The organism is Streptomyces sp. NPDC052012, from assembly GCF_040689265.1.
Lineage (GTDB): Bacteria > Actinomycetota > Actinomycetes > Streptomycetales > Streptomycetaceae > Streptomyces.
The window spans coordinates 54574-80310 of sequence record NZ_JBFAXA010000024.1 but is presented as its reverse complement, the minus strand read 5'-3'; the positions used below and the strand labels follow the sequence as shown (position 1 = coordinate 80310).

Annotated in this window: 20 protein-coding genes; 14 read left to right on the top strand and 6 right to left on the bottom strand. The window is 71.6% G+C overall.

The window, feature by feature from the left end:
• Nucleotides 1–188 precede the first annotated feature (188 nt).
• Both AB0412_RS29285 and AB0412_RS29280 read left to right on the top strand, forming a co-directional pair.
• Nucleotides 189–881, top strand: coding sequence for a response regulator transcription factor (locus tag AB0412_RS29285; RefSeq protein WP_366405602.1), 693 nt, complete (start codon nt 189–191; stop codon nt 879–881).
• A 9-nt stretch (nt 882–890) separates the two neighbouring features.
• The gene (locus AB0412_RS29280) at nt 891–2294 is read left to right on the top strand and encodes a HAMP domain-containing sensor histidine kinase (RefSeq protein WP_366405601.1); all 1404 of its coding nucleotides are present in this window, start codon (nt 891–893) and stop codon (nt 2292–2294) included.
• Between the two features lie 131 nt (nt 2295–2425).
• On the opposite strand, the gene AB0412_RS29275 is transcribed toward AB0412_RS29280, so the two are convergent.
• Nucleotides 2426–3421 (bottom strand): TAXI family TRAP transporter solute-binding subunit, encoded by a 996-nt coding sequence (locus AB0412_RS29275; protein ID WP_366405600.1) that lies wholly within the window; start codon nt 3419–3421, stop codon nt 2426–2428.
• A gap of 132 nt (nt 3422–3553) precedes the next feature.
• Between AB0412_RS29275 and AB0412_RS29270 the strand changes: the two genes are divergently transcribed.
• The 3 genes from AB0412_RS29270 (at nt 3554) to AB0412_RS29260 (ending at nt 6530) form a co-directional block, all read left to right on the top strand.
• Nucleotides 3554–3970, top strand: a complete 417-nt coding sequence (locus tag AB0412_RS29270; protein ID WP_366405599.1) for a MazG nucleotide pyrophosphohydrolase domain-containing protein — start codon at nt 3554–3556, stop codon at nt 3968–3970.
• 53 nt (nt 3971–4023) lie between these two features.
• A complete protein-coding gene (miaB, locus tag AB0412_RS29265) occupies nt 4024–5541 on the top strand; it encodes a tRNA (N6-isopentenyl adenosine(37)-C2)-methylthiotransferase MiaB (protein WP_366405598.1) in 1518 nt (505 codons plus the stop codon).
• 272 nt (nt 5542–5813) lie between these two features.
• Nucleotides 5814–6530: a class III extradiol dioxygenase subunit B-like domain-containing protein gene (locus tag AB0412_RS29260; protein ID WP_366405597.1), complete on the top strand. Its 717-nt coding sequence runs from the start codon at nt 5814–5816 to the stop codon at nt 6528–6530.
• Between the two features lie 173 nt (nt 6531–6703).
• Here AB0412_RS29260 and AB0412_RS29255 read toward each other — a convergent pair whose 3' ends face one another.
• Nucleotides 6704–6973 (bottom strand): antitoxin, encoded by a 270-nt coding sequence (locus AB0412_RS29255; RefSeq protein ID WP_366405596.1) that lies wholly within the window; start codon nt 6971–6973, stop codon nt 6704–6706.
• 21 nt (nt 6974–6994) lie between these two features.
• A complete protein-coding gene (locus tag AB0412_RS29250) occupies nt 6995–7276 on the bottom strand; it encodes a hypothetical protein (RefSeq protein ID WP_366405595.1) in 282 nt (93 codons plus the stop codon).
• A gap of 182 nt (nt 7277–7458) precedes the next feature.
• Between AB0412_RS29250 and miaA the strand changes: the two genes are divergently transcribed.
• From miaA to hflX, 6 genes are all read left to right on the top strand, one after another.
• Nucleotides 7459–8397 carry a tRNA (adenosine(37)-N6)-dimethylallyltransferase MiaA gene (gene miaA / locus AB0412_RS29245; protein ID WP_366405594.1) on the top strand — a complete coding sequence of 313 codons (939 nt, stop codon included), beginning with the start codon at nt 7459–7461 and terminating at the stop codon, nt 8395–8397.
• 108 nt (nt 8398–8505) lie between these two features.
• Entirely contained in the window at nt 8506–9009 is a 504-nt protein-coding gene (locus AB0412_RS29240) for a hypothetical protein (RefSeq protein ID WP_366405634.1), read from the top strand.
• 120 nt (nt 9010–9129) lie between these two features.
• Entirely contained in the window at nt 9130–9999 is an 870-nt protein-coding gene (gene dapF, locus AB0412_RS29235) for a diaminopimelate epimerase (protein ID WP_366405593.1), read from the top strand.
• 337 nt (nt 10000–10336) lie between these two features.
• Nucleotides 10337–12526, top strand: coding sequence for an HD domain-containing protein (locus AB0412_RS29230; RefSeq protein WP_366405633.1), 2190 nt, complete (start codon nt 10337–10339; stop codon nt 12524–12526).
• A gap of 171 nt (nt 12527–12697) precedes the next feature.
• Complete coding sequence (locus AB0412_RS29225) at nt 12698–14302, top strand: M1 family metallopeptidase (protein ID WP_366405592.1); 1605 nt, start codon at nt 12698–12700, stop codon at nt 14300–14302.
• Between the two features lie 267 nt (nt 14303–14569).
• The gene (gene hflX / locus AB0412_RS29220; RefSeq protein ID WP_366405591.1) at nt 14570–16063 is read left to right on the top strand and encodes a GTPase HflX; all 1494 of its coding nucleotides are present in this window, start codon (nt 14570–14572) and stop codon (nt 16061–16063) included.
• 96 nt (nt 16064–16159) lie between these two features.
• Here hflX and AB0412_RS29215 read toward each other — a convergent pair whose 3' ends face one another.
• Complete coding sequence (locus tag AB0412_RS29215; RefSeq protein ID WP_366405590.1) at nt 16160–17368, bottom strand: hypothetical protein; 1209 nt, start codon at nt 17366–17368, stop codon at nt 16160–16162.
• A gap of 155 nt (nt 17369–17523) precedes the next feature.
• The gene (locus AB0412_RS29210) at nt 17524–18744 is read right to left on the bottom strand and encodes a hypothetical protein (protein ID WP_366405589.1); all 1221 of its coding nucleotides are present in this window, start codon (nt 18742–18744) and stop codon (nt 17524–17526) included.
• Nucleotides 18745–19466: 722 nt separating this feature from the next.
• On the opposite strand from AB0412_RS29210, the gene AB0412_RS29205 reads away from it, so the two are divergent.
• The 3 genes from AB0412_RS29205 (at nt 19467) to AB0412_RS29195 (ending at nt 24412) form a co-directional block, all read left to right on the top strand.
• Nucleotides 19467–21497: an IucA/IucC family protein gene (locus AB0412_RS29205; RefSeq protein WP_366405632.1), complete on the top strand. Its 2031-nt coding sequence runs from the start codon at nt 19467–19469 to the stop codon at nt 21495–21497.
• A gap of 67 nt (nt 21498–21564) precedes the next feature.
• Complete coding sequence (locus AB0412_RS29200) at nt 21565–22185, top strand: GNAT family N-acetyltransferase (RefSeq protein ID WP_366405588.1); 621 nt, start codon at nt 21565–21567, stop codon at nt 22183–22185.
• 226 nt (nt 22186–22411) lie between these two features.
• The gene (locus AB0412_RS29195; protein ID WP_366405587.1) at nt 22412–24412 is read left to right on the top strand and encodes an ATP-dependent DNA helicase; all 2001 of its coding nucleotides are present in this window, start codon (nt 22412–22414) and stop codon (nt 24410–24412) included.
• 172 nt (nt 24413–24584) lie between these two features.
• On the opposite strand, the gene lexA is transcribed toward AB0412_RS29195, so the two are convergent.
• A complete protein-coding gene (gene lexA / locus AB0412_RS29190) occupies nt 24585–25364 on the bottom strand; it encodes a transcriptional repressor LexA (protein WP_365672793.1) in 780 nt (259 codons plus the stop codon).
• Between the last annotated feature and the right edge of the window lie 373 nt (nt 25365–25737).

Sequence of the window (25737 nt, the reverse complement as noted above, 5' to 3'; positions counted from 1 at the left end):
TAGCAATCGGACACGTGTCGTAGCACTTGTGAGCAGGGCTCATATCGGCCGGGTAACGGTACCGAAGCGCAACCGGAACCCTCTTGACGCCGTCCTCATCCATCGGCGTCACTGCAAGGTGCACGCGCGCGTGCACGCGTTTTTGTACACAGACAGATCGTACGGCCGATGAACGGAAGGGAGCCCTGGTGAGACTGCTGCTCGTCGAGGACGACAACCACGTCGCCGCCGCCCTGTCGGCCGTGCTGGCGCGGCACGGGTTCGACGTCACCCACGCGCGCAGCGGCGAGGAGGCTCTCCAGGCACTCGTCCCCGAGGGCAACGGCTTCGGGGTCGTCCTGCTCGACCTGGGGCTGCCCGACCAGGACGGATACGAGGTGTGCGGCAAGATCCGCAAGCGCACCAGCACACCTGTGATCATGGTCACCGCCCGCTCCGACGTGCGCTCCCGCATCCACGGGCTCAACCTCGGCGCCGACGACTACGTGGTCAAGCCGTACGACACGGGCGAACTGCTCGCCCGGATCCACGCCGTCAGCCGGCGCACCGCCCAGGACGAGGCCACGACCGGCGGCACGGCGGACAGCGAGCTGCGTCTCGGCTCGGTCCACATCGAGCTGCCGACCCGCCAGGTCAGCGTCAACGGCTCGCTCGTCCAGCTCACCCGCAAGGAGTTCGACCTGCTCGCCCTGCTCGCGCAGCGGCCCGGTGTCGTCTTCCGCCGCGAGCAGATCATCAGCGAGGTCTGGCGGACCAGCTGGGAGGGCACCGGGCGCACCCTGGAGGTGCACGTCGCCTCCCTGCGTGCCAAGCTGCGCATGCCCGCCCTCATCGAGACCGTCCGCGGAGTCGGCTACCGGCTCGTCGCGCCCGCGGCATAGCGGGGCCGGGTGCGCACACGTCTGCTTCCGCTGCTCATCGTCCTGATGGCGGCGGTCCTGCTCGCCCTCGGGGTGCCGCTCGCCGTCAGTCTGGCCGGCGCGCAGCAGCAGAAGGTCGTCGTCGACCGGATCGACGACACCGCGCGGTTCGCGGCCCTCGCTCAGTTCGTCACCGAGCCCTCCGACCCCGCCGGCGGCGACATCAACGAGCGCCGCGAGACCCTCAGCAGCGAGCTGCGCAGCTATCACGACGTGTACGGCATCCGCGCGGGCGTCTTCTACCGCAACGGCTCCTCCATGGCGCACGCGCCGGGCGACTGGTCCCTGCCCGGGGCCGGCGAGGTGCGCGACGCCTTCGCGGAGGCGCTGCTCAGCCGCCGCAGCCACGACCCCGAGCAGGTGTGGCCCTGGCAGCGACGCAGCCTGGTGGTGGCCTCGCCGGTCATCCGGGACGGTGACGTGGTCGCCGTCGTCGTCACCGACTCGCCGACCGGGCAGATGCGCTGGCGGATCCTGCAGGGCTGGCTGGTCATCGCCGCGGGCGAGGCCGCCGCGATGCTGCTGGCCGTCGGCGCGGCCCTGCGGCTGACCGGCTGGGTGCTCAGGCCCGTACGGATCCTGGACGCCACGACCCACGACATCGCCACCGGGCGGCTGAAGTCCCGGGTCGCGGCGGCGGGCGGCCCGCCGGAACTCAGACGGCTCGCCCGGTCGTTCAACGAGATGGCCGACAACGTCGAGAGCGTGCTGGAGCAGCAGCGCGCCTTCGTCGCCGACGCCTCCCACCAACTGCGCAACCCCCTCTCCGCGCTGCTGCTGCGCATCGAGCTGCTCGCCCTGGAGCTGCCCGAGGGCAACGAGGAGATCGCCTCGGTCCAGGCCGAGGGCAAGCGGCTCGCGCAGGTCCTGGACGATCTGCTGGACCTGGCGCTCGCCGAGCACAGCGAGGCCCAGCTCCAGGTCACCGACATCGGCGCGCTGGCCGCCGAGCGGGTCGCGGCCTGGTCACCGACGGCCGAGGCCAAGGGCGTCCGGCTGGTCGGTGACTGCCCGCCGACCACGGCGTGGGCGGACCCGGTGGCGCTCTCCAGCGCCCTGGACGCGGTCATCGACAACGCGGTCAAGTTCACGCCCGGCGACGAGACGGTCGAGGTGACCGTCTCCTCCAACGGCGACACCTCCACCGTCGTCGTCACGGACAACGGCCCCGGCCTGACCGACGAGGAGCTCGCCCGTGTCGGCGACCGCTTCTGGCGCAGCGGACGGCACCAGAACATCAAGGGCTCCGGCCTCGGCCTGTCCATCTCCCGGGCACTGCTCGCGGCAGGCGGCGGCTCCATCGCGTACGACCACCACGAACCCCACGGCCTGAAGGTCACGGTGACGGTGCCGCGCAACGCGTCCGCTGGGTGAGAAGCCGCGCCGTCGGTCCGGCGACGGCTTCACGGTCCACGGCTGCCACGGTCTACGACGTCACGGGCGTACGGCGTCATGGGTCACGGCCGCACCGGCTTACCGCTGCGCCGGCTCACCGCTGCGCCGGCCTACGGCTTCACCGACCGGTAGTAGCTGCGCGCCCCCTCGTGCAGCTGCAGCGGATCGGTGTAGATCGCCGTGCGGACGTCGACGAGCTGGGCGGAGTGGACATGCGCGCCGATGTTGTCCCGGCTCTTGAGCACGATCCGGGTCAGCCACTCGGTGAGCCGGGGATCCGCGTCCGTGCGCGTGATCAGCAGGTTGGACACGGCCATCGTCGGCACGGTCGCGCCGTGCTGGCTGCCCGGATAGGCCGACTCCGGCATGTTGGTCGCCCGGTAGTAGCGCGTCGCGCCGCCCTGGTCGTGCAGCTTCGACACGAGGTCGGCCGGTATCGGGACGAAGCGCAGCGAGGAGTCCTCGGTGAACTTCTTCAGCCCGTCCGTCGGCAGCCCGCCCGACCAGAAGAACGCGTCCAGACCGTGACCGAGCCGCTGGGGCCCCACGTCGATGCCGTCGGAGGACGGTTCGATGTCCTTCTCGGGGTCGATGCCGGCCGCCTGAAGCACCCGGTCCGCGATGAGCCGCACGCCCGACTTCGGCTGCCCTATGGCGACCCGCTTGCCCCGCAGATCGGCCACCGAGCGGATGTCCGAGCCGGTGGGGACCACCAGTTGCACATAGTCGTCGTAGAGCCGGGCCACCCCGCGCAGCCGGTCGGCGCCCGGCCGGCCGCTCAGCCGGTACGTCTGTACCGCGTCGGCCGCCGCGATCGCGAAGTCGGCCTGTCCGGTCGCCACGCGCCGCACGTTCTCCTGCGAGCCGTCGCTCGTCAGCAGCCGCACCTCGAGGTCGGGCATGTGCCGGCCGAGGGACGAGCGCAGAAGCTCGCCGTACTTCTGGTAGACGCCCGCGCGGGTGCCCGTGCTCAGCGTGACCGTCCCGCCGGGCGGCCCCTCGCTCCAGGGGGCGATCCACCACAGCAGCAGCCCGAGCGCGACGACGACGGCGGCCGAGCCCCGCAGGGCGCGGCGCCGGCCGATCCGGGACAGCGCGTTGGACATGGGCGTGATCCTGCCAGCCCGCGCACCCCCTGACCAGGGCGGAGCTCACAGCCGACGCGGACCGGAGCGCTCACGGCAGGGGCGGACTCGGGCGGCGGGGGAGTGTCGGTGGCGGCGGTTACAGTCGGCCGCATGAGCTCATCGCCCGCCGACCTGGTCCGTGAATTCCACCGCGCCTTCGGGCTGGACGCCCGTGACATACCGTGCGAGGTCGCGCCCGAACTCGCCGCCCACCGGGGCGAACTGCTCGCCGAGGAGGCCGCGGAGGTCGCCGAGGTCTCGGTGAAGGGCCCGCTCGACCGGCTCGCCCACGAACTGGCCGACGTCGTCTACGTCGCGTACGGCACGGCCCTCGTCCACGGGATCGACCTGGACGAGGTGATCGCCGAGATCCACCGCTCGAACATGACCAAGCTGGGCCCCGACGGCACAGTCAGCCGCCGCGCGGACGGCAAGGTGCTCAAAGGCGACCACTACGAGGCGCCGGACGTGTCGGGGGTGCTGCGACGGCAGGGGTGGGCGCCGGAGGCCGGTGGAGCCGGTGACTGAGGCCGCCGCCGGCGGGACCGAGGGCACTGTGTGGACCGCCTACCCTGTATGGCATGAGCAGCATCGACCGGAGCCAGTCAGTGGGCGGCACGCGCACCTATGAAGTACGCACCTACGGGTGTCAGATGAACGTCCACGACTCCGAGCGCCTGGCCGGGCTGCTGGAGGACGCGGGCTACGTCCGCGCCCCCGAGGGCTCCGACGGCGACGCCGACGTGGTGGTCTTCAACACGTGCGCGGTGCGGGAGAACGCCGACAACAAGCTCTACGGCAACCTCGGTCACCTCGCCCCGAAGAAGGCGAGCCGTCCGGGGATGCAGATCGCGGTCGGCGGCTGCCTGGCGCAGAAGGACCGCGACACCATCGTGAAGCGGGCGCCCTGGGTCGACGTGGTCTTCGGCACGCACAACATCGGCAAGCTGCCGGTCCTCCTGGAGCGCGCCCGCGTCCAGGAGGAGGCGCAGGTCGAGATCGCCGAGTCGCTGGAGGCGTTCCCCTCCACGCTGCCGACCCGCCGCGAGAGCGCGTACGCGGCCTGGGTGTCGATCTCCGTCGGCTGCAACAACACCTGCACGTTCTGCATCGTCCCCGCGCTGCGCGGCAAGGAGAAGGACCGCCGCCCCGGCGACATCCTCGCCGAGATCGAGGCCCTGGTCGCCGAGGGCGTCTCGGAGATCACCCTGCTCGGCCAGAACGTCAACGCCTACGGCTCCGACATCGGCGACCGTGAGGCGTTCAGCAAGCTGCTGCGCGCCTGCGGGAAGATCGAGGGCCTGGAGCGGGTCCGCTTCACCTCCCCGCACCCGCGTGACTTCACCGACGACGTCATCGCCGCCATGGCCGAGACGCCGAACGTGATGCCCCAGCTGCACATGCCCCTCCAGTCCGGTTCGGACACGGTCCTGAAGGCGATGCGCCGCTCCTACCGGCAGGAGCGCTACCTGGGGATCATCGAGAAGGTCCGCGCCGCCATCCCGCACGCGGCGATCAGCACCGACATCATCGTGGGCTTCCCCGGCGAGACCGAGGAGGACTTCGAGCAGACGCTGCACGTGGTGCGTGAGGCCCGCTTCGCCCAGGCGTTCACCTTCCAGTATTCCAAGAGGCCGGGGACGCCGGCGGCCGAGATGGACGGCCAGATCCCCAAGAAGGTCGTCCAGGAGCGCTACGAGCGGCTCGTCGCCCTCCAGGAGGAGATCTCCTGGGAGGAGAACAAGAAGCAGGTCGGGCGCACCCTGGAGCTGATGGTCGCCGAGGGCGAGGGCCGCAAGGACGACACCACCCACCGCCTCTCCGGCCGCGCCCCCGACAACCGCCTGGTGCACTTCACCAAGCCGGAGCAGGAGGTGCGCCCCGGCGACGTGGTCACCGTCGAGATCACCTACGCCGCCCCGCACCACCTCCTCGCCGAGGGCGCCGTCCTGAACGTGCGCCGCACCCGCGCGGGCGACGCCTGGGAGAAGCGGAACGCCGAGAAGGCGGCGCAGCCGACGGGCGTGATGCTGGGCCTGCCGAAGATCGGCGCCCCGGAGCCCCTTCCCGCGGTGGCGAGCGGCTGCGGCTGCGACTGACGGCTGCTGACGCGGGTGGCCGCGTCGGGGGGTGAGCTCAGCAGCCGCGCGGTGGCGGCCACGCTGGCGGTGAGCCCAGCAGCCGCGCGCTCACCGGCGTGACCTCGCAGCCGCGCTGTGGTGCGGCTCCGCCGGGGTGAGCTCGGCAGTCACGCGGTGGCAGCGCCTTGCCGGGGTGAGCTCGGCAGCCACGTGGTGGCACCGCCTCGCCGGGATGACCTCGGCAGCGTGCGGTGGCGCGGCCCCGCCGGTGGGGGGTTACCCTGCCGATCATGCTTGTCGCCGCCGCTGTCTGTCCTTGTCCGCCGTTGCTCGTGCCCGAGGTCGCCGCGGGTGCGGCGTCCGAGCTGGACGCCGCGCGTGCCGCCTGCACGGATGCGCTGGGTGTGCTCGCCGCCGCACGGCCCGACCGGCTGGTGGTCGTCGGCCCGTCGCAGAGCGGTGGGGTCGAGGTCTATCCGGAGGGCACCGCCGGCTCCTTCCGGGGCTTCGGCGTCGACCTCGACGTGCGCCTGGGCGGCGCCGGCGGGGACTCGGCGGGCGCGCGGGAACTGCCGTACGCGCTCGCCGTGGGTGCCTGGCTGCTGGGGCGCACCGGATGGTCGGATGCTCCGATCGAGGGACTGGGTGTGGCGGAACCGCTCGAGGCCGAGCGGTGTATCGAAGAGGGCAGGGACATCGCCGCGCGTGCGGAGCGGGTGGCGCTGCTGGTGATGGGCGACGCCAGCGCGTGCCGGACGCTCAAGGCGCCGGGGTACCTCGACGAGCGGGCGGCGCCGTTCGACGCGGAGGCCGCCCGGGCGTTGGGCGCGGCCGACGTGGAGGCTCTCCGTGCGCTGGACACCGAGCTGGCGCGTGAGCTGAAGGTGTCCGGCCGGGCCCCCTGGCAGGTGCTCGCGGGTGCGGCCGAACACGCCGTGCTGGAGGGCGCGTTGCTGTACGAGGGCGCCCCGTACGGTGTGGGCTACATCGTCGCCACCTGGTCGTAGACCCCGGGACGACCATCGCCGGCCGCGAGACGGCGGGACCTGCACCGGCCCGGCACCGGCCGCGAAACGGCGGACGGCCGGGAGCCGTTGTCGCGCTCCGCGGCCGTCCGCCGTCGTGCTGTCGTGCTTTCGTGCCGGTGTGCCCTTGTGCGGCCGTCGTGAGGTGCCGCCACTCAGGAGGCGGGCGGGGGTCCGGCCGGCGGTGTGCCGCCGGCCGCGTCCGGACCGTCGTCCTTCTTGTGCGCGAGCCGGTCCATGGCCTCCTTGGCCTTGCCCGTACCCGACTGGATCCTGTCGCTGTACTTGCCCTTGGTCCGCTGGTCGACCGTTTGGGCGGCCTTGTCCAAGCCGTGCTGGATCTTGTCCCCGTGCTGCTGTGCGAGGTCCGAGACCTTGCCTTTCGCCGGGCCCAGCTTGTCCTTCATACGGTCCAGGAAACCCATGGTCCACCTTCCTCGCGGCAGCTACGTGCGGGCGCCCTCACCGGTCTCGGTGCCGGCCGCCTCGGAGGACTGCTGCTTGGGGATCTCGACGCTCTCCGTGCCCTGCGAGCCGGTGGCCTCGCCGGTCTCCGCCGCCGGCTCAGCCGCCTCCGGCGCGTCGGACGACCCCTTCGCTGCGACGGCCTCGGTCTCGGCCGCGTTCTCCTTCTTCGGCTCGGCTGCCGCCTCGCCCGCCTGAGTCTCGGCGGTCCGCGCCTCCTCCGTGGCCTTCGACCTCCGGAAAAGCCGTGCAAAAACGCCCATATCCACTCCATACGTTACTCGTGCGGGCGAAATCCCGCGTAGCCCGGTGCGTCCGTTTGCGCGACGCGGGCCGCCGCCTCTGCGATCCGGCGGCAGGAACCTCGCAACGGGCAACGACCCCGGGCCGGTCGCGTCACGTAACTCGTTCGAGAGCGGCGCCGGAGGTTTGGGAGACTGGATCGGTGAGCAGCGCATCCCCCGCCCCCCGCGTCATCGCCGTCGTCGGACCGACCGCGGCCGGAAAGTCCGATCTGGGTGTATTCCTGGCCCAACAGCTCGGCGGCGAGGTGGTCAACGCCGACTCGATGCAGCTGTATCGGGGGATGGACATCGGCACCGCCAAGCTGACGCCGGAGGAGCGCGGTGGCATCCCGCATCACCTCCTGGACATCTGGGACGTGACCGAGACCGCCTCCGTCGCCGAGTACCAGCGCCTGGCGCGGGAGCGGATCGACGCGCTGCTCGCCGAGGGGCGCTGGCCCGTCCTGGTCGGCGGCTCCGGCCTCTACGTCCGCGGAGCGGTCGACAATCTGGAGTTCCCGGGCACCGACCCCGAGGTCAGGGCACGTCTGGAGGAGGAGCTCACTCTGCGCGGCTCCGGGGCCCTGCACGCCCGGCTCGCCGCCGCGGACCCCGAGGCCGCGCGGGCCATCCTGCCGAGCAACGGCCGCCGCATCGTCCGCGCACTCGAAGTGATCGAAATCACCGGGCGCCCGTTCACGGCCAACCTCCCCGGCCACGACTCGGTCTACGACACCGTCCAGATCGGTGTCGACGTCTCCCGCCCGGAACTCGACGAGCGCATCGCCCTTCGCGTCGACCGGATGTGGGAGGCGGGCCTCGTGGACGAGGTGCGCGCACTGGAGGCGCAAGGGTTGCGTCAGGGGCGTACGGCCTCGCGCGCGCTCGGCTACCAGCAGGTCCTCTCCGCCCTCGCCGGGGAGTGCACCCTGGAGGAGGCGCGGACCGAGACCGTGCGTGCCACCAAGCGCTTCGCGCGCCGTCAGGATTCGTGGTTCAGGCGCGACCCGCGCGTGCACTGGTTGAGTGGGGCCGCGGCGGACCGCGGGGAACTTCCGCAGCTCGCGCTGTCGTTGGTCGAACGACCGGTTACAGCCTGATCACGTCATGGCATCGGGACGCCCAGGCCGTCATCCGGGCCTGTGGCGCCGTGCCATCATCGAGCTTCGATCGACCAAGTGGAGTCCTAGTTGGGAGGGCGCGTGGCGATGGAGGCCGGCCCTCGCGACACCGCACAAGGAACCGAGCACCTCACCACCGAGCGAGGTGTGCCGGAGCAGGAGACCGACCGTCTCAGCCCCGACGGGCCCGAGGAGACGCAGGGCGGTGTGACCGACGACGGCCCCGAGCCCGACGAGATGTTCGCGGGTGGGGACGAGGTCGAGGTCGAGCTGCGCCCGCAGCGCCGGCTGCGCATCTGGCAGCTCGCCCCCATCGTGGGGCTGGCCGCGGTCGGCTCACTGATGTTCGCCTTCCCGCTCGCCTTCGACTTCGGCGACAGCGGCGCGGTGATCGCCATGCTGGGCCTGCTGATCTGCTCCTGCGCGGCCGGCTGGGGCATGATGGCCGCCCGCAGGGTGGGCTACACCTGGCCGGGCCTGCCGGCCCGCGGTTCCGGACGCAGACCCGACTGGCGGGTCGTGATCGCCTACGCCGTGATGGTCGCCGCCGTGGTGGCCCTGGCCGTCTGGCGGGTCGCCCGGCTGCGCTGATCCACCCGCGCGGTGATCCACCCGCGCGGTGATGCGGCGGCGAGGTGCTCCGGCGGCGCGGTGATCGGCCGCGGCGGGCGACGGGGACGGGTTGTCGTACCGACCCCGTACGATCGAGGAATGAGCACGCGGATCGCCTTCCTCAAGGGACACGGCACCGAGAACGACTTCGTGATCGTCCCGGACCCCGAGAACGCCATCGACCTGCCCCCAGCCGCCGTGGCCGCCCTGTGCGACCGCCGCGCGGGCATCGGCGGCGACGGGCTGCTGCACGTGGTCCGTTCCGCGGCGCACCCCGAGGCCCGGGCCATGGCGGCCGAGGCCGAGTGGTTCATGGACTACCGCAACGGCGACGGCTCGGTCGCGGAGATGTGCGGCAACGGAGTGCGTGTGTTCGCGCGCTACCTCCAGCGCGCCGGTCATGTGGCCGAAGGGGACCTCGCGGTGGCCACGCGCGGAGGCGTGAAGACCGTGCACATCGCCAAGAACGGAGACATCACCGTCGGCATGGGCAGGGCGCGGCTCCCCGAGGGCGAGGTCACGGTCGGCGTCGGCGAGCGCAGCTGGCCCGCGCGCAACGTGAACATGGGCAACCCGCACGCCGTCGCCTTCGTGGAGGACCTGACCCACGCCGGCGATCTGCTCGCCCCGCCCCGGTTCAGCCCCGCCTCCGCCTACCCGGACGGCGTCAATGTCGAGTTCGTCGTGGACCGGGGCCCAGGACACGTGGCGCTGCGCGTCCACGAGCGCGGCGCCGGCGAGACCCGCTCGTGCGGCACGGGCGCGTGCGCGGTCGCCGTGGCCACCGCCCGGCGGGACGGCGCCGACCCGGCCGTCACCGGCACCCCCGCCACGTACACCGTGGACGTCCCGGGCGGGACCCTGGTGATCACCGAACGGCCCGACGGCGAGATCGAGATGACCGGTCCGGCCGTGATCGTCGCCGAGGGCGAGATCGACGCGGAGTGGCTTGAGACGGCGGTTCGCTGAGCTCCGCGGCGAGGTCCTTCGCCGGACGCCGAGCCGGTTCTCCGAGCTCTGCGGCCGCGTCCCTCGCCGGACGGCGAGCCGGCTCGACCAGCGAAGTCGGCCGGTCCGTGCGTGACGCTCCGGGCCGGACCGGCCGTCGCTCGAATGGGTGATCCGTTTCACGCTCGGCGAGAGGCGGTCAGGCGCGCGTGCTGGGCTCGGTAGCATCAAGCACCGGCCCGGACGGGGGACGTACACCGTTCCCTGAGCCCGAGTCCGCCCTGGGGCACCCGTCCGCCGGTCCACGCAGCCGGAGGTGCCCATGAACGCGGAGACAGAGCATCCCCTCCCGCCCGCCATGAACCCTGCGAGCCCAGGCCCGGTGACGCCGGGTCACGTCACACCCCCCGGGACCCGCAGGAAGGCCCGCCCCCGCATCGACCTGCGCCGACTGGGCCGTGCCGCGCTGCTCGGCTCCGCCGCCCGCGACCGGCTCCCCGACGCCATCGGCCACGTCGTCGAGGCCCACCGCGCCCACCATCCCGACGCCGACCTCGAACCCCTGCGCCGCGCCTACCTCCTGGCCGAGTCGTCGCACCGCGGCCAGATGCGCAAGAGCGGCGAGCCGTACATCACGCACCCGCTTGCCGTGACCCTGATCCTCGCCGAACTGGGCGCCGAGACCACGACGTTGACGGCCTCGCTCCTCCACGACACCGTCGAGGACACGGATGTGACGCTGGACCAGGTGCGCGAGCAGTTCGGCGAGGAGGTCCGCTATCTCGTCGACGGCGTCACCAAGTTGGAGAAGGTCGACTACGGGGCCGCCGCCGAGCCCGAGACCTTCCGCAAGATGCTCGTCGCCACCGGCAACGACGTCCGCGTGATGTCGATCAAACTCGCCGACCGGCTGCACAACATGCGCACCCTGGGCGTGATGCGCCCCGAGAAGCAGGAACGCATCGCCAAGGTGACACGCGACGTCCTGATCCCGCTCGCCGAACGCCTCGGCGTCCAGGCGCTCAAGACGGAACTGGAGGACCTGGTCTTCGCGATCCTGCACCCCGAGGAGTACGAGCACACCCGGGAGCTGATCGTCCGCAACGCGGCCCGTGCCGACGACCCGCTCGCCGAAGTCGCCGACGACGTACGAAGAGTGCTGCGCGAGGCCGACATCACCGCCGAAGTCCTCATCCGTCCGCGCCACTTCGTCTCCGTTCACCGCGTGTCCCGCAAACGCGGCCGGCTGCGCGGCGCCGACTTCGGCCGGCTGCTGGTGCTGGTGAACGAGGACGCCGACTGCTACGGGGTGCTGGGCGAACTGCACACCTGCATGACGCCCGTCGTCTCCGAGTTCAAGGACTTCATCGCCGTACCGAAGTTCAACCTGTACCAGTCGCTGCACACCGCCGTGGCGCGCGAGGACGGCCAGGTGGTCGAGGTCCTCATCCGCACGCACCAGATGCACAAGGTCGCCGAGGCCGGCGTCGTCGCCCTCGGCAACCCCTACGCCGCACCACCGGAGGAACAGTCGGCGGGCGACGGCGAGCGCGTCGACCCGACCCGGCCCGGATGGCTCTCCCGGCTCCTGGAGTGGCAGCGGGCCGCGCCCGACCCCGACACCTTCTGGTCCACCCTGCGCGAGGACCTCGCCCAGGACCGCGAGATCACCGTCTTCCGCCCCGACGGCGGCACCCTCGGCCTGCCCGACGGGGCGACCTGCGTGGACGCCGCGTACGCCCAGTACGGCGAGGACGCGCACGCCTGCATCGGGGCCCGGGTCAACGGGCGGCTGGCGACGTTGAGCACCGTGCTGAAGGACGGCGACACCGTTCAGCTGCTCATGGGCCAGGACCCCGCCTCGGAGCCTTCGCGGGAGTGGCTGGAACACGCCCACACCCCTGCCGCCCGCATCGCCATCCAGCGGTGGCTCACCGCTCACCCCGCCCGGGACGACACGGCCGCGAGCGAGGACGCGGCGGACGCCGGGCGTCCTGCCGCAGACGAGGCCGCCGCGCCGCGGTCCGCCGAGCCCGTCGCCGACCGCGCCACCGCCGTCACACCGGCTGCGCGGCCGGACCTCGACCGTCCCGCCGCCGCCCAGGTTCTGGTCGACCGGCCCGACGCGACCGTGCGCCTGGCCGGGTGCTGTACGCCCGTGCCGCCCGACGAGGTGACCGGCTTCGCCGTGCGCGGGGGCGCCGTCACCGTGCACCGCGTCGAGTGCCCCGCGGTGGCGCGCATGAAGAGCGGAGGGCGCGAGGAGGTCGGCGCGCGCTGGGGCGAGGGCGCCGAGTGCCGGGTCACGCTGGTCGCGGAATCGTTCGTCCGGCCCCATCTGCTGGCGGACCTCACCGAGGCGATGGCCCTCGAAGGCGCCGAGATCGTCTCTGCGACGGTCGAGCCGCCGACCCAGCAGCAGGTGCGGCACACCTACACCGTGCAGCTGCCGGACGCCGCCGGGCTGCCCGCCCTCATGCGCGCCATGCGCAACGTGCCCGGCGTGTACGACGTGAGCCGGGCCCAGCCGCAGACGTCCGGCAGCTGATCGGAACGGACGTCCGGCAGATCACCGGACGGCGGCTTCGCGGCCTCGCCCGTTCGGCGGACGGCCGGCGGCGGCACTCGGCGCACCCGGCCGTTCATTCGCTTACCCGATCGGGTGGGCCGGGAGCGCGTCGTCGACGTCGGGCACGCGCGCGTTGATAGCCGTGAGGCCATGCTGCTCACTCCCCACAGCCAGGCCGCCCGCAGCCAGGCGGCCCGCAGGCTGGCGCCCCACACCCAGAACCCGCCCCGTCCCGCGTCCGGCGGCCCGGCGCCCCGCACCCGCCACCGGCGGACCGCCACGGCACTGCTCGCCTCGGCCGTCTCCGTCTGCCTCCTCGCCGCGAGCGCCCCCGCCGTCCCCCTCGGCATCGGCGACCGCCTCTTCCCGCACCTGGGAAACCCGGGCTACGACGTCGCCTCCTACGACGTCGCCCTGAGCTACCCCGGCACCAACGCCAAGCCCCTCCAGGCCGTCACCACTATCGAAGCCCGGACCACTGCCGAGCTGGAGCGGATCAACCTCGACTTCGCCCACGGCACCGTGCGCTCCGTCGAGGTCGACGGCGCCCCCGCGACCTTCACCAGCGCCGGCGAGGACCTCGTGATCACGCCCGAGGACGCGCCGGAGGAGGGCGAACGGACCCGCATCACCGTGCGGCACACCAGCGACCCCGTGGCCGCCGAGGGCCGCGACGGCGGCTGGGTGCGCACCGCGGACGGCCTCGCCATGGCCAACCAGGCCGACGCCGCACACCTGGTGTTTCCGTGCAACGACCACCCCTCCGACAAGGCGATGTTCACCTTCCGCATCACCGCCCCCGAGGGCCACACGGCCGTCGCCAACGGTCTGCGCGCCGGCGTCGAGCGCAAGCGCGGGACGGCGACCTGGACGTACCGGACCGCTCACCCCATGGCCACCGAGCTCGCCCAGGTGTCCATCGGCCGCTCCACCGTGCTGCACGGCACCGGTCCGCACGGGCTGCCGCTGCGCGACGTCGTCCCCACGAAGCACCGCGCGAAGCTCGAACCGTGGCTCGCGAAGACCCCCGGCCAGATCGCCTGGATGGAGGCCAGGATCGGCCGCTATCCCTTCGAGACCTACGGCCTGCTCATGGCCGACGCGACCACGGGCTTCCAGCTGGAGACCCAGACCCTGTCCCTCTTCGAGCGCGAACTGTTCACCGATCCCGCCTACCCGAAGTGGTACGTCGAGTCGATCATGGTGCACGAACTCGCCCACCAGTGGTTCGGCAACAGCGTCAGTCCCCGCACCTGGTCCGACCTGTGGCTCAACGAGGGGCACGCCACCTGGTACGAGGCCCTGTACGCCGAGGAGAAGGCCGGCAAATCCCTGGCGGCCCGCATGAAGGCTGCTTACGAAGCCTCCGACAGCTGGCGCGCCGCCGGGGGCCCGCCCGCCGCCCCCAAGGCCCCGGATCCCGGCCGGAAGATCAGCATCTTCCGGCCGAACGTCTACGGCGGTGCCGCACTCGTCCTCTACGCCTTGCGCCAGGAGATCGGCCGGTCCGCCTTCGACCGACTGGAACGCCGCTGGGTCACCGACCACCGGGACGGCACGGCGACCACGGCGGACTTCGTGCGGCTCGCCTCCGAGGTCGCCGGACGTGACCTGACCGGATTCATGAACGGCTGGCTCTACGGGGCCAAGACCCCGCCGATGCCGGGTCACCCCGACTGGAAGCCCACGCTGCGCACGGCACAGGCCACGCCGTCCGGGGCACCTGGGGCGGCGAAGGAGCGCGCCGCTCGGTGAGGGAGCGCCGCCGCTCGGTGCCGGAGCGTCCCACGCGGTGACCGGGTTGGGCTCGGGCGCGCACGGGGAATAACACGGTGACGAGACGGGTCGTACCGTGCGACCATCGTCAGGTCCGCGCGGTACGGGCCCCGGGGAATCTCCCGAGGCGCTCGTGCGTTGTGGACAGTGACGGATCCGGCCCACGGCCGGCTCCGGAGCGCCGCCCAGGCGTCCGAAGCTCCAGTCCGTCGCCGCAAAACGGTTTCCCATCGACGTAAGGACCCAATGACCTCCTCTTCATCCCCTTCCCAGGACACCCAGCGCTTCGCGCAGACCTATACCGAGGGCCTTCGGGCCGATGCCCTGATGGAAGAGGACGTCGCCTGGAGCTTCGAGATCGACGGAGAGAGGGACGGCGATCAGTTCGACCGCGCCGAGCGTGCGGCGCTGCGCCGCGTCGCGGGCCTCTCCACCGAGCTCGAGGACGTCACCGAGGTCGAGTACCGGCAGCTCCGCCTGGAGCGGGTCGTGCTCGTCGGCGTGTGGACCTCGGGAACCGTGCAGGACGCGGAGAACTCCCTCGCGGAGCTGGCCGCCCTCGCGGAGACGGCGGGCGCCCTCGTGCTCGACGGCGTGATCCAGCGCCGCGACAAGCCCGACGCGGCCACCTACATCGGCTCGGGCAAGGCCGAGGAGCTGCGCGACATCGTCCTCGAAACGGGCGCGGACACCGTCATCTGCGACGGTGAGCTCAGCCCCGGACAGCTCATCCACCTCGAGGACGTCGTCAAGGTCAAGGTCATCGACCGTACGGCCCTGATCCTGGACATCTTCGCCCAGCACGCCAAGTCCCGAGAGGGCAAGGCGCAGGTCTCCCTCGCGCAGATGCAGTACATGCTGCCGCGGCTGCGCGGCTGGGGTCAGTCGCTGTCCCGCCAGATGGGCGGCGGCAAGGGCGGCGGCCTCGCCACCCGTGGTCCCGGTGAGACCAAGATCGAGACGGACCGTCGCCGGATCCGCGAGAAGATGGCGAAGATGCGCCGGGAGATCGCGGAGATGAAGACCGGCCGCGACATCCAGCGTCAGGTGCGCCGGCGCAACAAGGTGCCGTCCGTCGCCATCGCGGGTTACACCAACGCCGGAAAGTCCTCGCTGCTCAACCGCCTCACCGGCGCGGGCGTGCTGGTCGAGAACGCCCTGTTCGCGACCCTCGACCCGACCGTGCGCCGGGCCGAGACCCCGAGCGGCCGGCTGTACACGCTGGCCGACACGGTCGGCTTTGTCCGGCACCTGCCGCACCACCTGGTCGAGGCGTTCCGCTCCACGATGGAGGAGGTCGGCGACTCCGACCTGATCCTGCACGTGGTGGACGGTTCGCACCCGAACCCGGAGGAGCAGCTGGCCGCCGTGCGCGAGGTGATCAGGGACGTCGGCGCCACCGACGTACCGGAGATCGTCGTGATCAACAAGGCCGACGCGGCCGACCCGCTCACGCTCCAGCGGCTGCTGCGCGTGGAGAAGCGCTCCCTCGCCGTCTCCGCCCGCACGGGCCGCGGCATCAAGGAGCTGCTCGCGCTCATCGACAACGAGCTGCCCCGCCCCGCGGTGGAGATCGAGGCGCTCGTGCCGTACACGCACGGCAAGCTCGTGGCACGCGCCCACGACGAGGGCGAGGTGATCTCCGAGGAGCACACCGCGGAGGGCACCCTGCTCAAGGTCCGGGTGCACGAGGAACTGGCGGCGGACCTCGCGCCGTACGTTCCGACGCCGGCCGGCTGACACCGCCGCGAGACAGTGTGAAGGCCCGCCCCCTGCCTGTGCAGGGGGCGGGCCTTCCGCATGCTCACGCGCGGGGCGCGGTGTCGCGAGTGGGGGTCACTGACCGCCGTAGCTCTTGCTCATGTTCTGGTACAGCGCCTCGGCGTCCCGGCCCAGCTGGGGTCCGGCCAGCCAGGTGTTGTCCGTCGGGCCGATCGAGGTGTTGGACACGAGCACCGTCTTGCCGTCCTGCACCCGGAACCAGCCGCCACCGGACGAGCCGCCGGTCATGGTGCAGCCGATCCGGTACATCGTCGGCAGGCTCGGGCTGAGGGAGAACCGGCCCGGCGTGTCCAGGCACTTGAACATCTGCAGGCCGTTGTACGGCGGGGCGGCAGGGTAGCCCCAGGCGCCCGTCTTGCCCGCCTCGGCCGCGGACGGAGCGGAGAAGTCCACGTCCAGCGCCGCGCCGACCGTCTCCTCCAGGGACTTGGTGCCCTGCTCCGGCTTCACATGCAGCACCGCGTAGTCGTACGCCGCTCCCGCGCCGCCCGTCTCCGAGCCGCCCTGGATCCAGCCGTTGGACGTCGACGCCCAGTCCGCCCACCAGTTGCCGTACGGGGCGATCTCCGTGGGGTTCGCGTTGGTCAGGTCGGCCTCGGACTTGCCGAGGTCGTTGTAGGCCGGGACGAAGACCAGGTTGCGGTACCAGCCGCCGTTGCCACCGGCGTGCACGCAGTGACCGGCGGTCCACACCAGGTTCGACTTGCCCGGGTGGTTCACGTCCTTGATGACCGTGCCGGAGCAGACGCTCGGGCCCTCGGGGGAGTCGAAGAACACCTTGCCCACGGGCGCCGCGTTCTCGTGGTACGGCGTCTTCTCGGCCACCGCGGTGACCGGGGCCGGCTCCGGGTCGCTGACGCCCTGGTCGGCGGAGGCGTCCTTGGTCGAGATCGTCTTGTCGGCCTCCTTCGCGGACTTCATCCGGTCCGGCTTCCACAGGCCCTCGATCACCGGATTGACGAAGTCCTTGGCCTCACTGAGCCACTTGTCCTTGTCCCAGTCCTTCCAGCCGCCCTCCTTCCACTTGTCCACGTCGATCCCGTGCTCCTCGAGCTTGTCCGCGATGTCGGACGGGATCCGGACCTTGCCGGCGTCGCCGTCGGCGGCCTGGGAGGTGGTGGCGTCGGGCTTGCCGCTCGCCTTGTCCTCACCGGAACCGCCGCACGCGGTCGCGGTGAGCGCCAGGGCGGCGACGAGTCCGGTGGCGGCGACGACGCCGCGACGTCCACGCCTGCGTGGAGCGGACGTACGTATGGAACGCATGGTGCGATGACCCCCGTTGAAGCGGATGAGTGTCTTGACTGCACATGATTGGCCTGCCGCGCCGGGCTACCGGATGCGCGCAGGCGGTGCGGTGGGCCCAGCCACCGCGAAAGCCCCTTCCGCCCCTCGGACGGCACGCGGAAGGGGCACGCCGGTCACTGGCCGGCGAACTTCTCGCTGACCGCCTCGTAGATGCCCTTGGCCTCGTCACCGAGCCGTGGACCCGCCAGCCAGCCCGATGTCACCGGGCCGATCGACGTGTTGGACACCAGCGCAGGCTTTCCGTCCGCACCCGTGGCGACCCAGCCGCCACCGGACGAACCCGCTGTCATGCTGCACCCGATGCGGTACATCGTCGGGTCCGCCGCGTTGATCGACAGCCGGCCCGGGCGGTCCTGGCAGCGGTACAGCGTCTGACCGTCGTACGGCGGCCCGGCCGGGTAGCCGATCGCCGTCACGCTCTTCACCTTCGGCACCGCCGGGGCCTCGAAGTCCACCGGCAGCGCCGAACCGACCGTCTCCTCCAGCGACTTGCCGCCGCTGCCCTCCTCCGGCGTCACATGAATGACGGCGAAGTCGTAGGAGGCACCGTCACCGCCCGTCGCGCCGCCCTGCTCGATCCACTGGTCCGAGGTCTGCGCCCAGTCACCCCACCAGACGCCGTACGGAGCGACCTCCTCCTTGGTGGCGCCCTCCAGCTCCTTGGCCGACCTGCCCGCGTCGTTGTACGACGGCACGAACGCGATGTTGCGGTACCAGCCGCCCTTCTTGCCCGCGTGCACACAGTGGCCGGCCGTCCACACCATGTTGGACTTGCCCGGGTTCGCAGGGTCCTGCACAACCGTCGCGGAGCAGACCATCGTGCCCTCGGGGGAGTCGAAGAACACCTTCCCGGCCGTGGGGGCGCTGTCGTGGTACTTCGGCGGCACGGCCTGCGCCTGCACCGGTTCCGGCGTCGGGTCCGTCACCCCCTGGTCACCCGAGATGTCGCCCTCGTCGACCTCCTGGTCCGGCTCCTCGGCGTCCCGCATACGGTCCGGGTCCCACAGGTCCTCGATGATCGGGTTGACGAAGTCGTTCGCCTCGCGCAGCCAGTCGTCCTTGCTCCAGTCCTTCCAGGCGCCGTCCTTCCACTTGTCGATGTCGATCCCGTGCTCCTTGAGCCGGTCTCTGATGTCGTCCGGAATCCTGAGCTTGTCGTCGCCGGACGCGGCGGTCGCGGAGGCGTCACCGCCCGCGGCCTCGTCACCCGACTCACAGGCCGTGGCGGTGAGCGCGAGGGCCGAGGCCAGCGCGACCGCGGCCAGTACGGGGGAGGTTCTGCGGCGCTGCCTTCCCCCTCTGCGCGTGGTGGAAGACGGCCGTATGAGTCGCATGATCTGAATCCCCCTGATGTGGACGAACTAGGCGCTTCGACCGTGCTCTCGCCTGAACTCACGCGGAGTTCGGACCGGCCCACGGCCTTCTGGAACGGCACCACACACTATGCGGTCGCTGTGGGGGACATCCGACGGAACGGCAACGGTTCCGTCACGGCAAGGATCTTGAGGCAACCCGTAACCCGGTGAAAGGCCACCGGTTGGTAGCGGTGGGCGGGATCGCTGTCCGCAGGCAGGAACCCCCTTCCCCTAGCCGGCGGGAGACGCGTGGAGGACGGAGCGATGGCGGAATCCACAGACGTGAGGCCCGGGTTCGTGGGTCCGGCGGAGAACGCACCACCGTGCAAGGCGGGTTGTGTACCACCTGCCCGGTCACATGCCGGACCGTCACGGCCGAGAGGATGCCCGCGGCCCGCGACGGCTCGGGCCAGGGAACCTGCGCGACGAGTCGGGCCGGAACCTCGGGTGCATCGGTGTCCTCCACGTGAGCACCGTTTGCGCCGTCCTCGGAGCGGTCCCTCCTCACGCGCCGCAAGCCTGGTCCTCCCGATGCCAGCGGCGCGCACGCACCGGGTGACGGGCGGCCGACGCTGAGGACCGGCCGGCACGCCCCCGGCCCACCGGGCGGACCGTCGGCCTGTATCGCACTCAGCCTGTGCCGCACCCGGCCCGTCCCCGCACCTGACCGACCGACCCCATGAGGAGCCGTCTTGTACACCATGCCCACCCCGGACGACCGCACCTCGCACCAGGCGAGGAGCTCGGACTCCGACGTCACCACCGGCGGTGCCGGGTCGGCGAACCCCTCGCTGCCGCACCAGGCGAGCGAGGCGCTGGATCCCGAATGGTCCCGGACCCCGGTCCTGGATCCCTTGCAGCACCCCGATCCGCACACGGCGGCCCAGGCCGCGGGCGTGGAGAACCTGCTGCGCTGCTGGGTCCGCGAAGCCGGCCTGCCCGCTCCCGACGGTCCCACCCTGCGCGTCCCCCTGCCGGCCAGCGGTACGACCCTGCTCGTCCCCGTTCTGTACTGGTCCCCGACCGGATGGCACCGCTTCGGCCTCCCGTACCTGGCCAGTGCCCCGCACACGGCCGCACCGGCCGACGCCACCCTGGTCGCCGCCCTGCTCAGCAGGGAGAACACCCGCAGGCCCGGCCTGCCGCCGGCGGCCTCCGACCGTTGCGCCGATGCGGCAGGCGACCACCCCACCGCCGACGGCACCGACCTCGTGGCGCGCGTCGCCGATTCCGTCCGGCGGGTCACCACCTTCCTCACCGACCGCCGGAAGAACCCCGAAGACGGCCCCGACCTCTTCCTCTCCGCCGAGCAGGCACTCGTCCTCGGACACCCCCTGCATCCCGCCCCCAAGAGCCGGGAGGGCCTGTCCGCGGCCGAAGCGGCTCCGTACTCACCCGAGCTGCGCGGTTCCTTCCCCTTGCACTGGATGGCTGTCGCCCCCTCCGTCCTCGTCACCGACTCCGCCTGGACCGAACGCGGACGCCGAGTCCCGGCGGCCCACATCACCGCTCGTCTCGCCGGTCCCGGACTGCCGTTGCCGGACGGGTACACAGCCCTTCCCGTGCACCCCTGGCAAGGGCGCGAGCTCCAGCACCGCTCCGAGACCGTCGACCTGCTTGACGCCGGACTGCTGCGCCCACTCGGCAGTCACGGCAGCCCCTGGCATCCCACCTCCTCCCTGCGCACCGTCCATCGGACCGGTGCTCCCGCCATGCTCAAACTGTCGCTCGGCCTGCACATCACCAACTCCCGCAGGGAGAACCTCCGCAAGGAACTCCGTCGTGGTGTCGAGGTGCACCGCCTGCTGCGCACCGGCCTGTCCCAGCAGTGGCGGGCCGCGCACCCCGGCTTCGATCTCGTCCGCGACCCCGCCTGGCTCGCGGTGGACACACCGACCGGTGATCCCGTCCCCGGACTCGACGTCGTGATCCGGCACAACCCGTTCCAGCCTCAGGACGATGTGGCCTGCGTCGCCGGGCTGCTCTCACCGCGCCCCCGCCTCGGCCCGCGCACCGACACGGCCGTCGCGGCCCACGTCGGCGTGGCCGGGAACGCCGGCGAGAACCCTGCCGTGGGCCCTGCCGAGCGCCCCGGAGCGCACCCTTCCGTCATGTCGTCGCGCCTGGCCGATGTCGTCACCCGCATCGCCTCCCGAACGGGCCGTCCCCGAGCGGCCGTCGCCACCCAGTGGTTCGTGCGGTATCTCCACCACGTGGTGCTGCCCGTGCTGTGGCTGGACGGGGAGGCCGGCATCGCCCTGGAGGCGCATCAGCAGAACACCCTGCTCCTGCTGGACACCGACGGCTGGCCCGCGGGAGGCCGTTACCGGGACAACCAGGGCTACTACTTCCGCGCCTCCCGGCGTGCCGAACTCGACGCCCGGCTGCCCGGCATCGGCGAGGAGAGCGACACCTTCGTCTCCGACGACGTCACCGACGAACGGTTCGCCTACTACCTCGCCGTCAACAACGTGTTCGGCCTGATCGGTGCCTTCGGCTCCCAGCGCCTCGCCGACGAACGGCTGCTGCTCGCCGCCTTCCGCCGGTTCCTCGTCGAGGCGTCCTGCGGCCCGGCCCGGATGCGCAGCACCCTGCCCGCTCGACTGCTCGACTCACCGGTCCTGCGCTGCAAGGCCAATCTGCTGACCCGGCTGCACGGCCTCGACGAGCTCATCGGCCCGGTCGACACCCAGTCCGTCTACGTCACCATCGCCAACCCCCTGCATTCCTGATGTCCGCTTCCCAGCTCCCGAGGCCTTCCTGAATTCCCGCTTCCCACCCCCCGAGAGGAGCGTCCTCGTGGCCCTCACCGATGCGACCGCCGGCATCGGGACCGACACGCCTCACGGCGACCTGCTCGACCGCGTCGGCGACTGGGGCCCGGTGAGCACTCCCGCCGGCTGTTTCCGCCTCGTGCCTGTCCGCCTCGGACGAGACCTCGCCCTCCTGTCGCGCTGGATGAACGACCGCGCGGTCTCCGCATACTGGGAGCTGTCCGGGCCGCCGTCCGTGACCGCCGACCACCTACGGGCCCAACTCTCCGGCGACGGACGGAGCGTGCCGTGCCTCGGCACGCTGGACGGTGTGCCGATGAGCTACTGGGAGGTCTACCGCGCGGACCTCGATCCGCTGGCCCGCCACTGTCCGGTCCGGCCGCACGACACCGGCATTCACCTTCTGATCGGCTCCGCCGCCGACCGCGGGCGGCGTCTGGGCGGCGTGCTCCTCAGAGCCGTCGCCGACCTGATCCTCGACCGCCGGCCGGCCTGCATGCGTGTAATCGCGGAACCCGACCTTCGCAACATCCCCTCCATCGCCGCCTTCCTCACCGCCGGTTTCCGGTTCTCCACCGAGGTCGACCTGCCCGACAAGCGGGCGGCCCTCATGGTCCGGGACCGATCTCTCCGTCATCTGATGTAGCGCTGTGCCACTGCGCTGTCACATGTGGTACACCGCTGCGCCCGGATCGGTTCCACCTTCCGCCGAATCAATTTCTGCCGAATCAATGTCTGCGGCCCACGCGACCCGCCGGGCCCTCACCCAGGCCCGCCGCAGCCTCCGACCCGAGGAGCGTGCTCTTGATCGCACCCCCTGCCCTCGCCGTGATCGCCCGATTGTCAGTGCCGGGTCGTAGGGTGGTCGCGCTATGACAAAGCCCTCACTCCCCGAACTCCTGCATGCTGCCGTCACTGCCGTCGGCGGTACGGAGCGTCCCGGCCAGGTGGCCATGGCGGAAGCCGTCGCGGAGGCGATCGACGACGGCTCCCATCTGCTGATCCAGGCCGGCACCGGCACCGGTAAGTCGCTGGGCTACCTCGTGCCCGCGCTCGCGCACGGTGAGCGAGTGGTCGTGGCGACGGCCACCCTCGCCCTCCAGCGCCAGCTCGTGGAGCGCGACCTCCCACGCACAGTGGACGCCTTGCACCCGCTGCTCCGCCGCCGCCCGGAGTTCGCGATGCTCAAGGGCCGGTCCAACTACCTGTGTCTGCACCGGCTCCACGAGGGCATGCCGCAGGACGAGGAAGAGGGCCTTTTCGACCAGTTCGAGGCCGCCGCCCCCACCAGCAAGCTGGGCCAGGACCTGCTGCGCCTGCGTGACTGGGCGGACGAGACGGACACCGGCGACCGGGACAATCTCACACCGGGCGTGTCCGACCGCGCCTGGGCCCAGGTGTCGGTGTCCTCGAGGGAGTGCCTCGGTGCCACCAAGTGCGCCTACGGCGCCGAATGCTTCGCCGAGATGGCCCGCGAGCGCGCCAAGCTGGCCGACGTCGTCGTCACCAATCACGCACTGCTCGCCATCGACGCCATCGAGGGCGCGCCGGTGCTCCCGCAGCACGAGGTGCTGATCGTCGACGAGGCCCACGAGCTGGTCTCCCGGGTCACCGGAGTCGCCACCGGGGAGCTCACCCCGGGACAGGTCAACCGTGCGGTGCGCCGCGCCGCGAAGCTGGTCAACGAGAAGGCCGCCGACCAGCTCCAGACCGCGGCCGAGGGCTTCGAGCGGTTGATGGAGCTGGCGCTCCCCGGCCGCCTCGAGGAGATCCCGGAGGATCTGGGATACGCGCTCATGGCGCTGCGCGACGCCTGCCGGACGGTGATCTCGGCCATCGGCGGCACCCGCGACAAGTCCGTGCAGGACGAGGACGCGGTCCGCAAGCAGGCGCTGGCCTCCGTCGAGAGCGTGCACGACGTGGCGGAGCGGATCACCAACGGCTCCGAGTGGGACGTCGTCTGGTACGAGCGGCACGACCGGTTCGGGGCCTCGTTGCGTGTCGCCCCCATGTCCGTCTCCGGCCTGCTGAGAGAGAAGCTCTTCGCCGATCGCTCGGTCGTGCTGACGTCCGCGACGCTGAAGCTGGGCGGCGATTTCAACGGCGTAGGAGCGTCGCTTGGGCTGGCGCCCGAGGGCACCGAGGGCGAGGACCTGCCGCAGTGGAAGGGCGTCGATGTCGGATCGCCGTTCGACTACCCCCGGCAGGGCATCCTCTATGTCGCCAAGCATCTGGCCCGGCCCGCCCGTGACGGCGATCGCGGCGACATGCTCGACGAGCTCACCGAGCTGATCCAGGCGGCGGGCGGCCGCACCCTCGGCCTGTTCTCCTCGATGCGCGCGGCCCAGCTCGCGGCCGAGGAGCTGCGCACCCGGATCCCCGAGTTCCCGATCCTGCTGCAGGGGGAGGAGACACTCGGCGAACTGATCAAGAACTTCGCGGCCGACCCCAGAACCTGCCTCTTCGGCACGCTGTCGCTCTGGCAGGGCGTCGACGTTCCGGGACCGAGCTGCCAGCTGGTCGTGATGGACAAGATCCCGTTCCCCCGCCCGGACGACCCGCTGATGAGCGCCCGCCAGAAGGCCGTGGAAGAAGCAGGGGGCAACGGCTTCATGGCGGTCGCAGCCACGCACGCCGCGCTGCTCATGGCGCAGGGCGCCGGCCGTCTCGTACGGGCCTCGGGTGACCGAGGGGTGGTGGCCGTACTGGACCAGCGGCTGGCGACGGCTCGCTACGGGAGTTATCTCAAGGCGTCGCTGCCCGACTTCTGGTACACCACGGACCGTAACCAGGTGAGGAAGTCGCTGGCCGCGATCGACGCGGCGGCGAAGCAGGCGGAGGCCGAGGCGGAGGCCCAGACGCAAGCGCAATGATCGCGGGGTAGCCTGCCGCGGCTCGCGGCAGGCTACCCCGCGATCGAACACGGTCCGTCACCGGGGTCGGGGAAGCACCCGAGCCCGGACAACGCAGGACCCCGGAACCGGCGCAGGGGTCCCGGGGCCCGGTCATTGGGCGGGTCGGCCGTGACCGATCCCGCTGCCGTGCTCAGACGCGGCGCAGAACGGCCACCACCTTGCCGAGGATGGTCGCGTCGTCGCCGGGGATGGGCTCGTAGGCCGAGTTGTGCGGGAGAAGCCAGACATGGCCGTCCTCGCGCTTGAAGCGCTTGACGGTGGCCTCGCCGTCGAGCATCGCGGCCACGATGTCGCCGTTCTCCGCGACGGGCTGACGGCGGACCGTGACCCAGTCGCCGTCACAGATCGCGGCCTCGATCATCGAGTCACCGACGACCTTGAGGACGAACAGCTCACCGTCACCCACGAGCTGCCGGGGGAGCGGGAAGACGTCCTCCACGGACTCCTCGGCGAGGATCGGGCCACCGGCGGCGATACGGCCGACCAGCGGGACGTACGACGCGGCCGGCTTGCCGGTGGTGTCCGTGGGCTGCACCGAGGCGGCCTGGTCGGAGCCGCGCACCTCGTAGGCCCGCGGACGGTGCGGGTCGCGGCGCAGGAAGCCCTTGCGCTCCAGCGCCATCAGCTGGTGCGCCACCGAGGAGGTGCTGGAGAGGCCCACCGCCTGGCCGATCTCGCGCATCGACGGCGGGTAGCCGCGCCGCTGGACCGAATCCCGGATGACTTCGATCACCCGGCGCTGGCGGTCGGTGAGTCCGGAGCTGTCCGCCCGGATGCCGGGAGGTCGGCCCGGCAGGGAGCGCTTGTGCCCCTCGGGGTTCGTGGCTTCGTTCATGGCGTGCACCGGCTCGAGTCGGCCCTGGGAGCGGTCCTGGGCAGTGATGGTGGCACTGTCTGCGGTGGTGGTCACGTCGGCCCCTCTCGATGGTCTCCCTGCAGCACAACGGTAGTTGCTTTCGAAAGGTTGCGCCAAACACACGTTCGAGTGAAAAATCGCGGATTGGTGTACGTGATCTTGCGCTGAGGTGTATTGGCTGCCGGGTTTCCTGCCGGACAAACGGGCCATTTTGGTGTTGTACTCTTCACCGCCGAGGCGATGGCCTCGACGGTGGCCCCAGTCTGCCATCACGCCTCCCTCCGCGCGGTCAGCGCCCCGCAGTCTCTCCGGGAGCCGCACGTCCCCTCCTCGGGGTGCGCACGCCGTCTCCCCATGTGCATGGCCGCTGTGGAGGCCGATCGCGTCCCTGCCCGCCCCTTTCCTGCGACACGCGTGCAGGGCGTGT

Bases quoted from the DNA above. Each gene is read 5' to 3' on its own strand.
- AB0412_RS29275 (WP_366405600.1), bottom strand. From the start codon at position 3,421: ATGTCCAACGCGCTGTCCCGGATCGGCCGGCGCCGCGCCCTGCGGGGC.
- AB0412_RS29270 (WP_366405599.1), top strand. From the start codon at position 3,554: ATGAGCTCATCGCCCGCCGACCTGGTCCGTGAATTCCACCGCGCCTTC.
- miaB (WP_366405598.1), top strand. From the start codon at position 4,024: ATGAGCAGCATCGACCGGAGCCAGTCAGTGGGCGGCACGCGCACCTAT.
- AB0412_RS29260 (WP_366405597.1), top strand. From the start codon at position 5,814: ATGCTTGTCGCCGCCGCTGTCTGTCCTTGTCCGCCGTTGCTCGTGCCC.
- AB0412_RS29255 (WP_366405596.1), bottom strand. From the start codon at position 6,973: ATGGGTTTCCTGGACCGTATGAAGGACAAGCTGGGCCCGGCGAAAGGC.
- AB0412_RS29250 (WP_366405595.1), bottom strand. From the start codon at position 7,276: ATGGGCGTTTTTGCACGGCTTTTCCGGAGGTCGAAGGCCACGGAGGAG.
- AB0412_RS29240 (WP_366405634.1), top strand. From the start codon at position 8,506: ATGGAGGCCGGCCCTCGCGACACCGCACAAGGAACCGAGCACCTCACC.
- dapF (WP_366405593.1), top strand. From the start codon at position 9,130: ATGAGCACGCGGATCGCCTTCCTCAAGGGACACGGCACCGAGAACGAC.
- AB0412_RS29230 (WP_366405633.1), top strand. From the start codon at position 10,337: ATGAACCCTGCGAGCCCAGGCCCGGTGACGCCGGGTCACGTCACACCC.
- AB0412_RS29225 (WP_366405592.1), top strand. From the start codon at position 12,698: ATGCTGCTCACTCCCCACAGCCAGGCCGCCCGCAGCCAGGCGGCCCGC.
- hflX (WP_366405591.1), top strand. From the start codon at position 14,570: ATGACCTCCTCTTCATCCCCTTCCCAGGACACCCAGCGCTTCGCGCAG.
- AB0412_RS29215 (WP_366405590.1), bottom strand. From the start codon at position 17,368: ATGCGTTCCATACGTACGTCCGCTCCACGCAGGCGTGGACGTCGCGGC.
- AB0412_RS29210 (WP_366405589.1), bottom strand. From the start codon at position 18,744: ATGCGACTCATACGGCCGTCTTCCACCACGCGCAGAGGGGGAAGGCAG.
- AB0412_RS29205 (WP_366405632.1), top strand. From the start codon at position 19,467: ATGCCCACCCCGGACGACCGCACCTCGCACCAGGCGAGGAGCTCGGAC.
- AB0412_RS29195 (WP_366405587.1), top strand. From the start codon at position 22,412: ATGACAAAGCCCTCACTCCCCGAACTCCTGCATGCTGCCGTCACTGCC.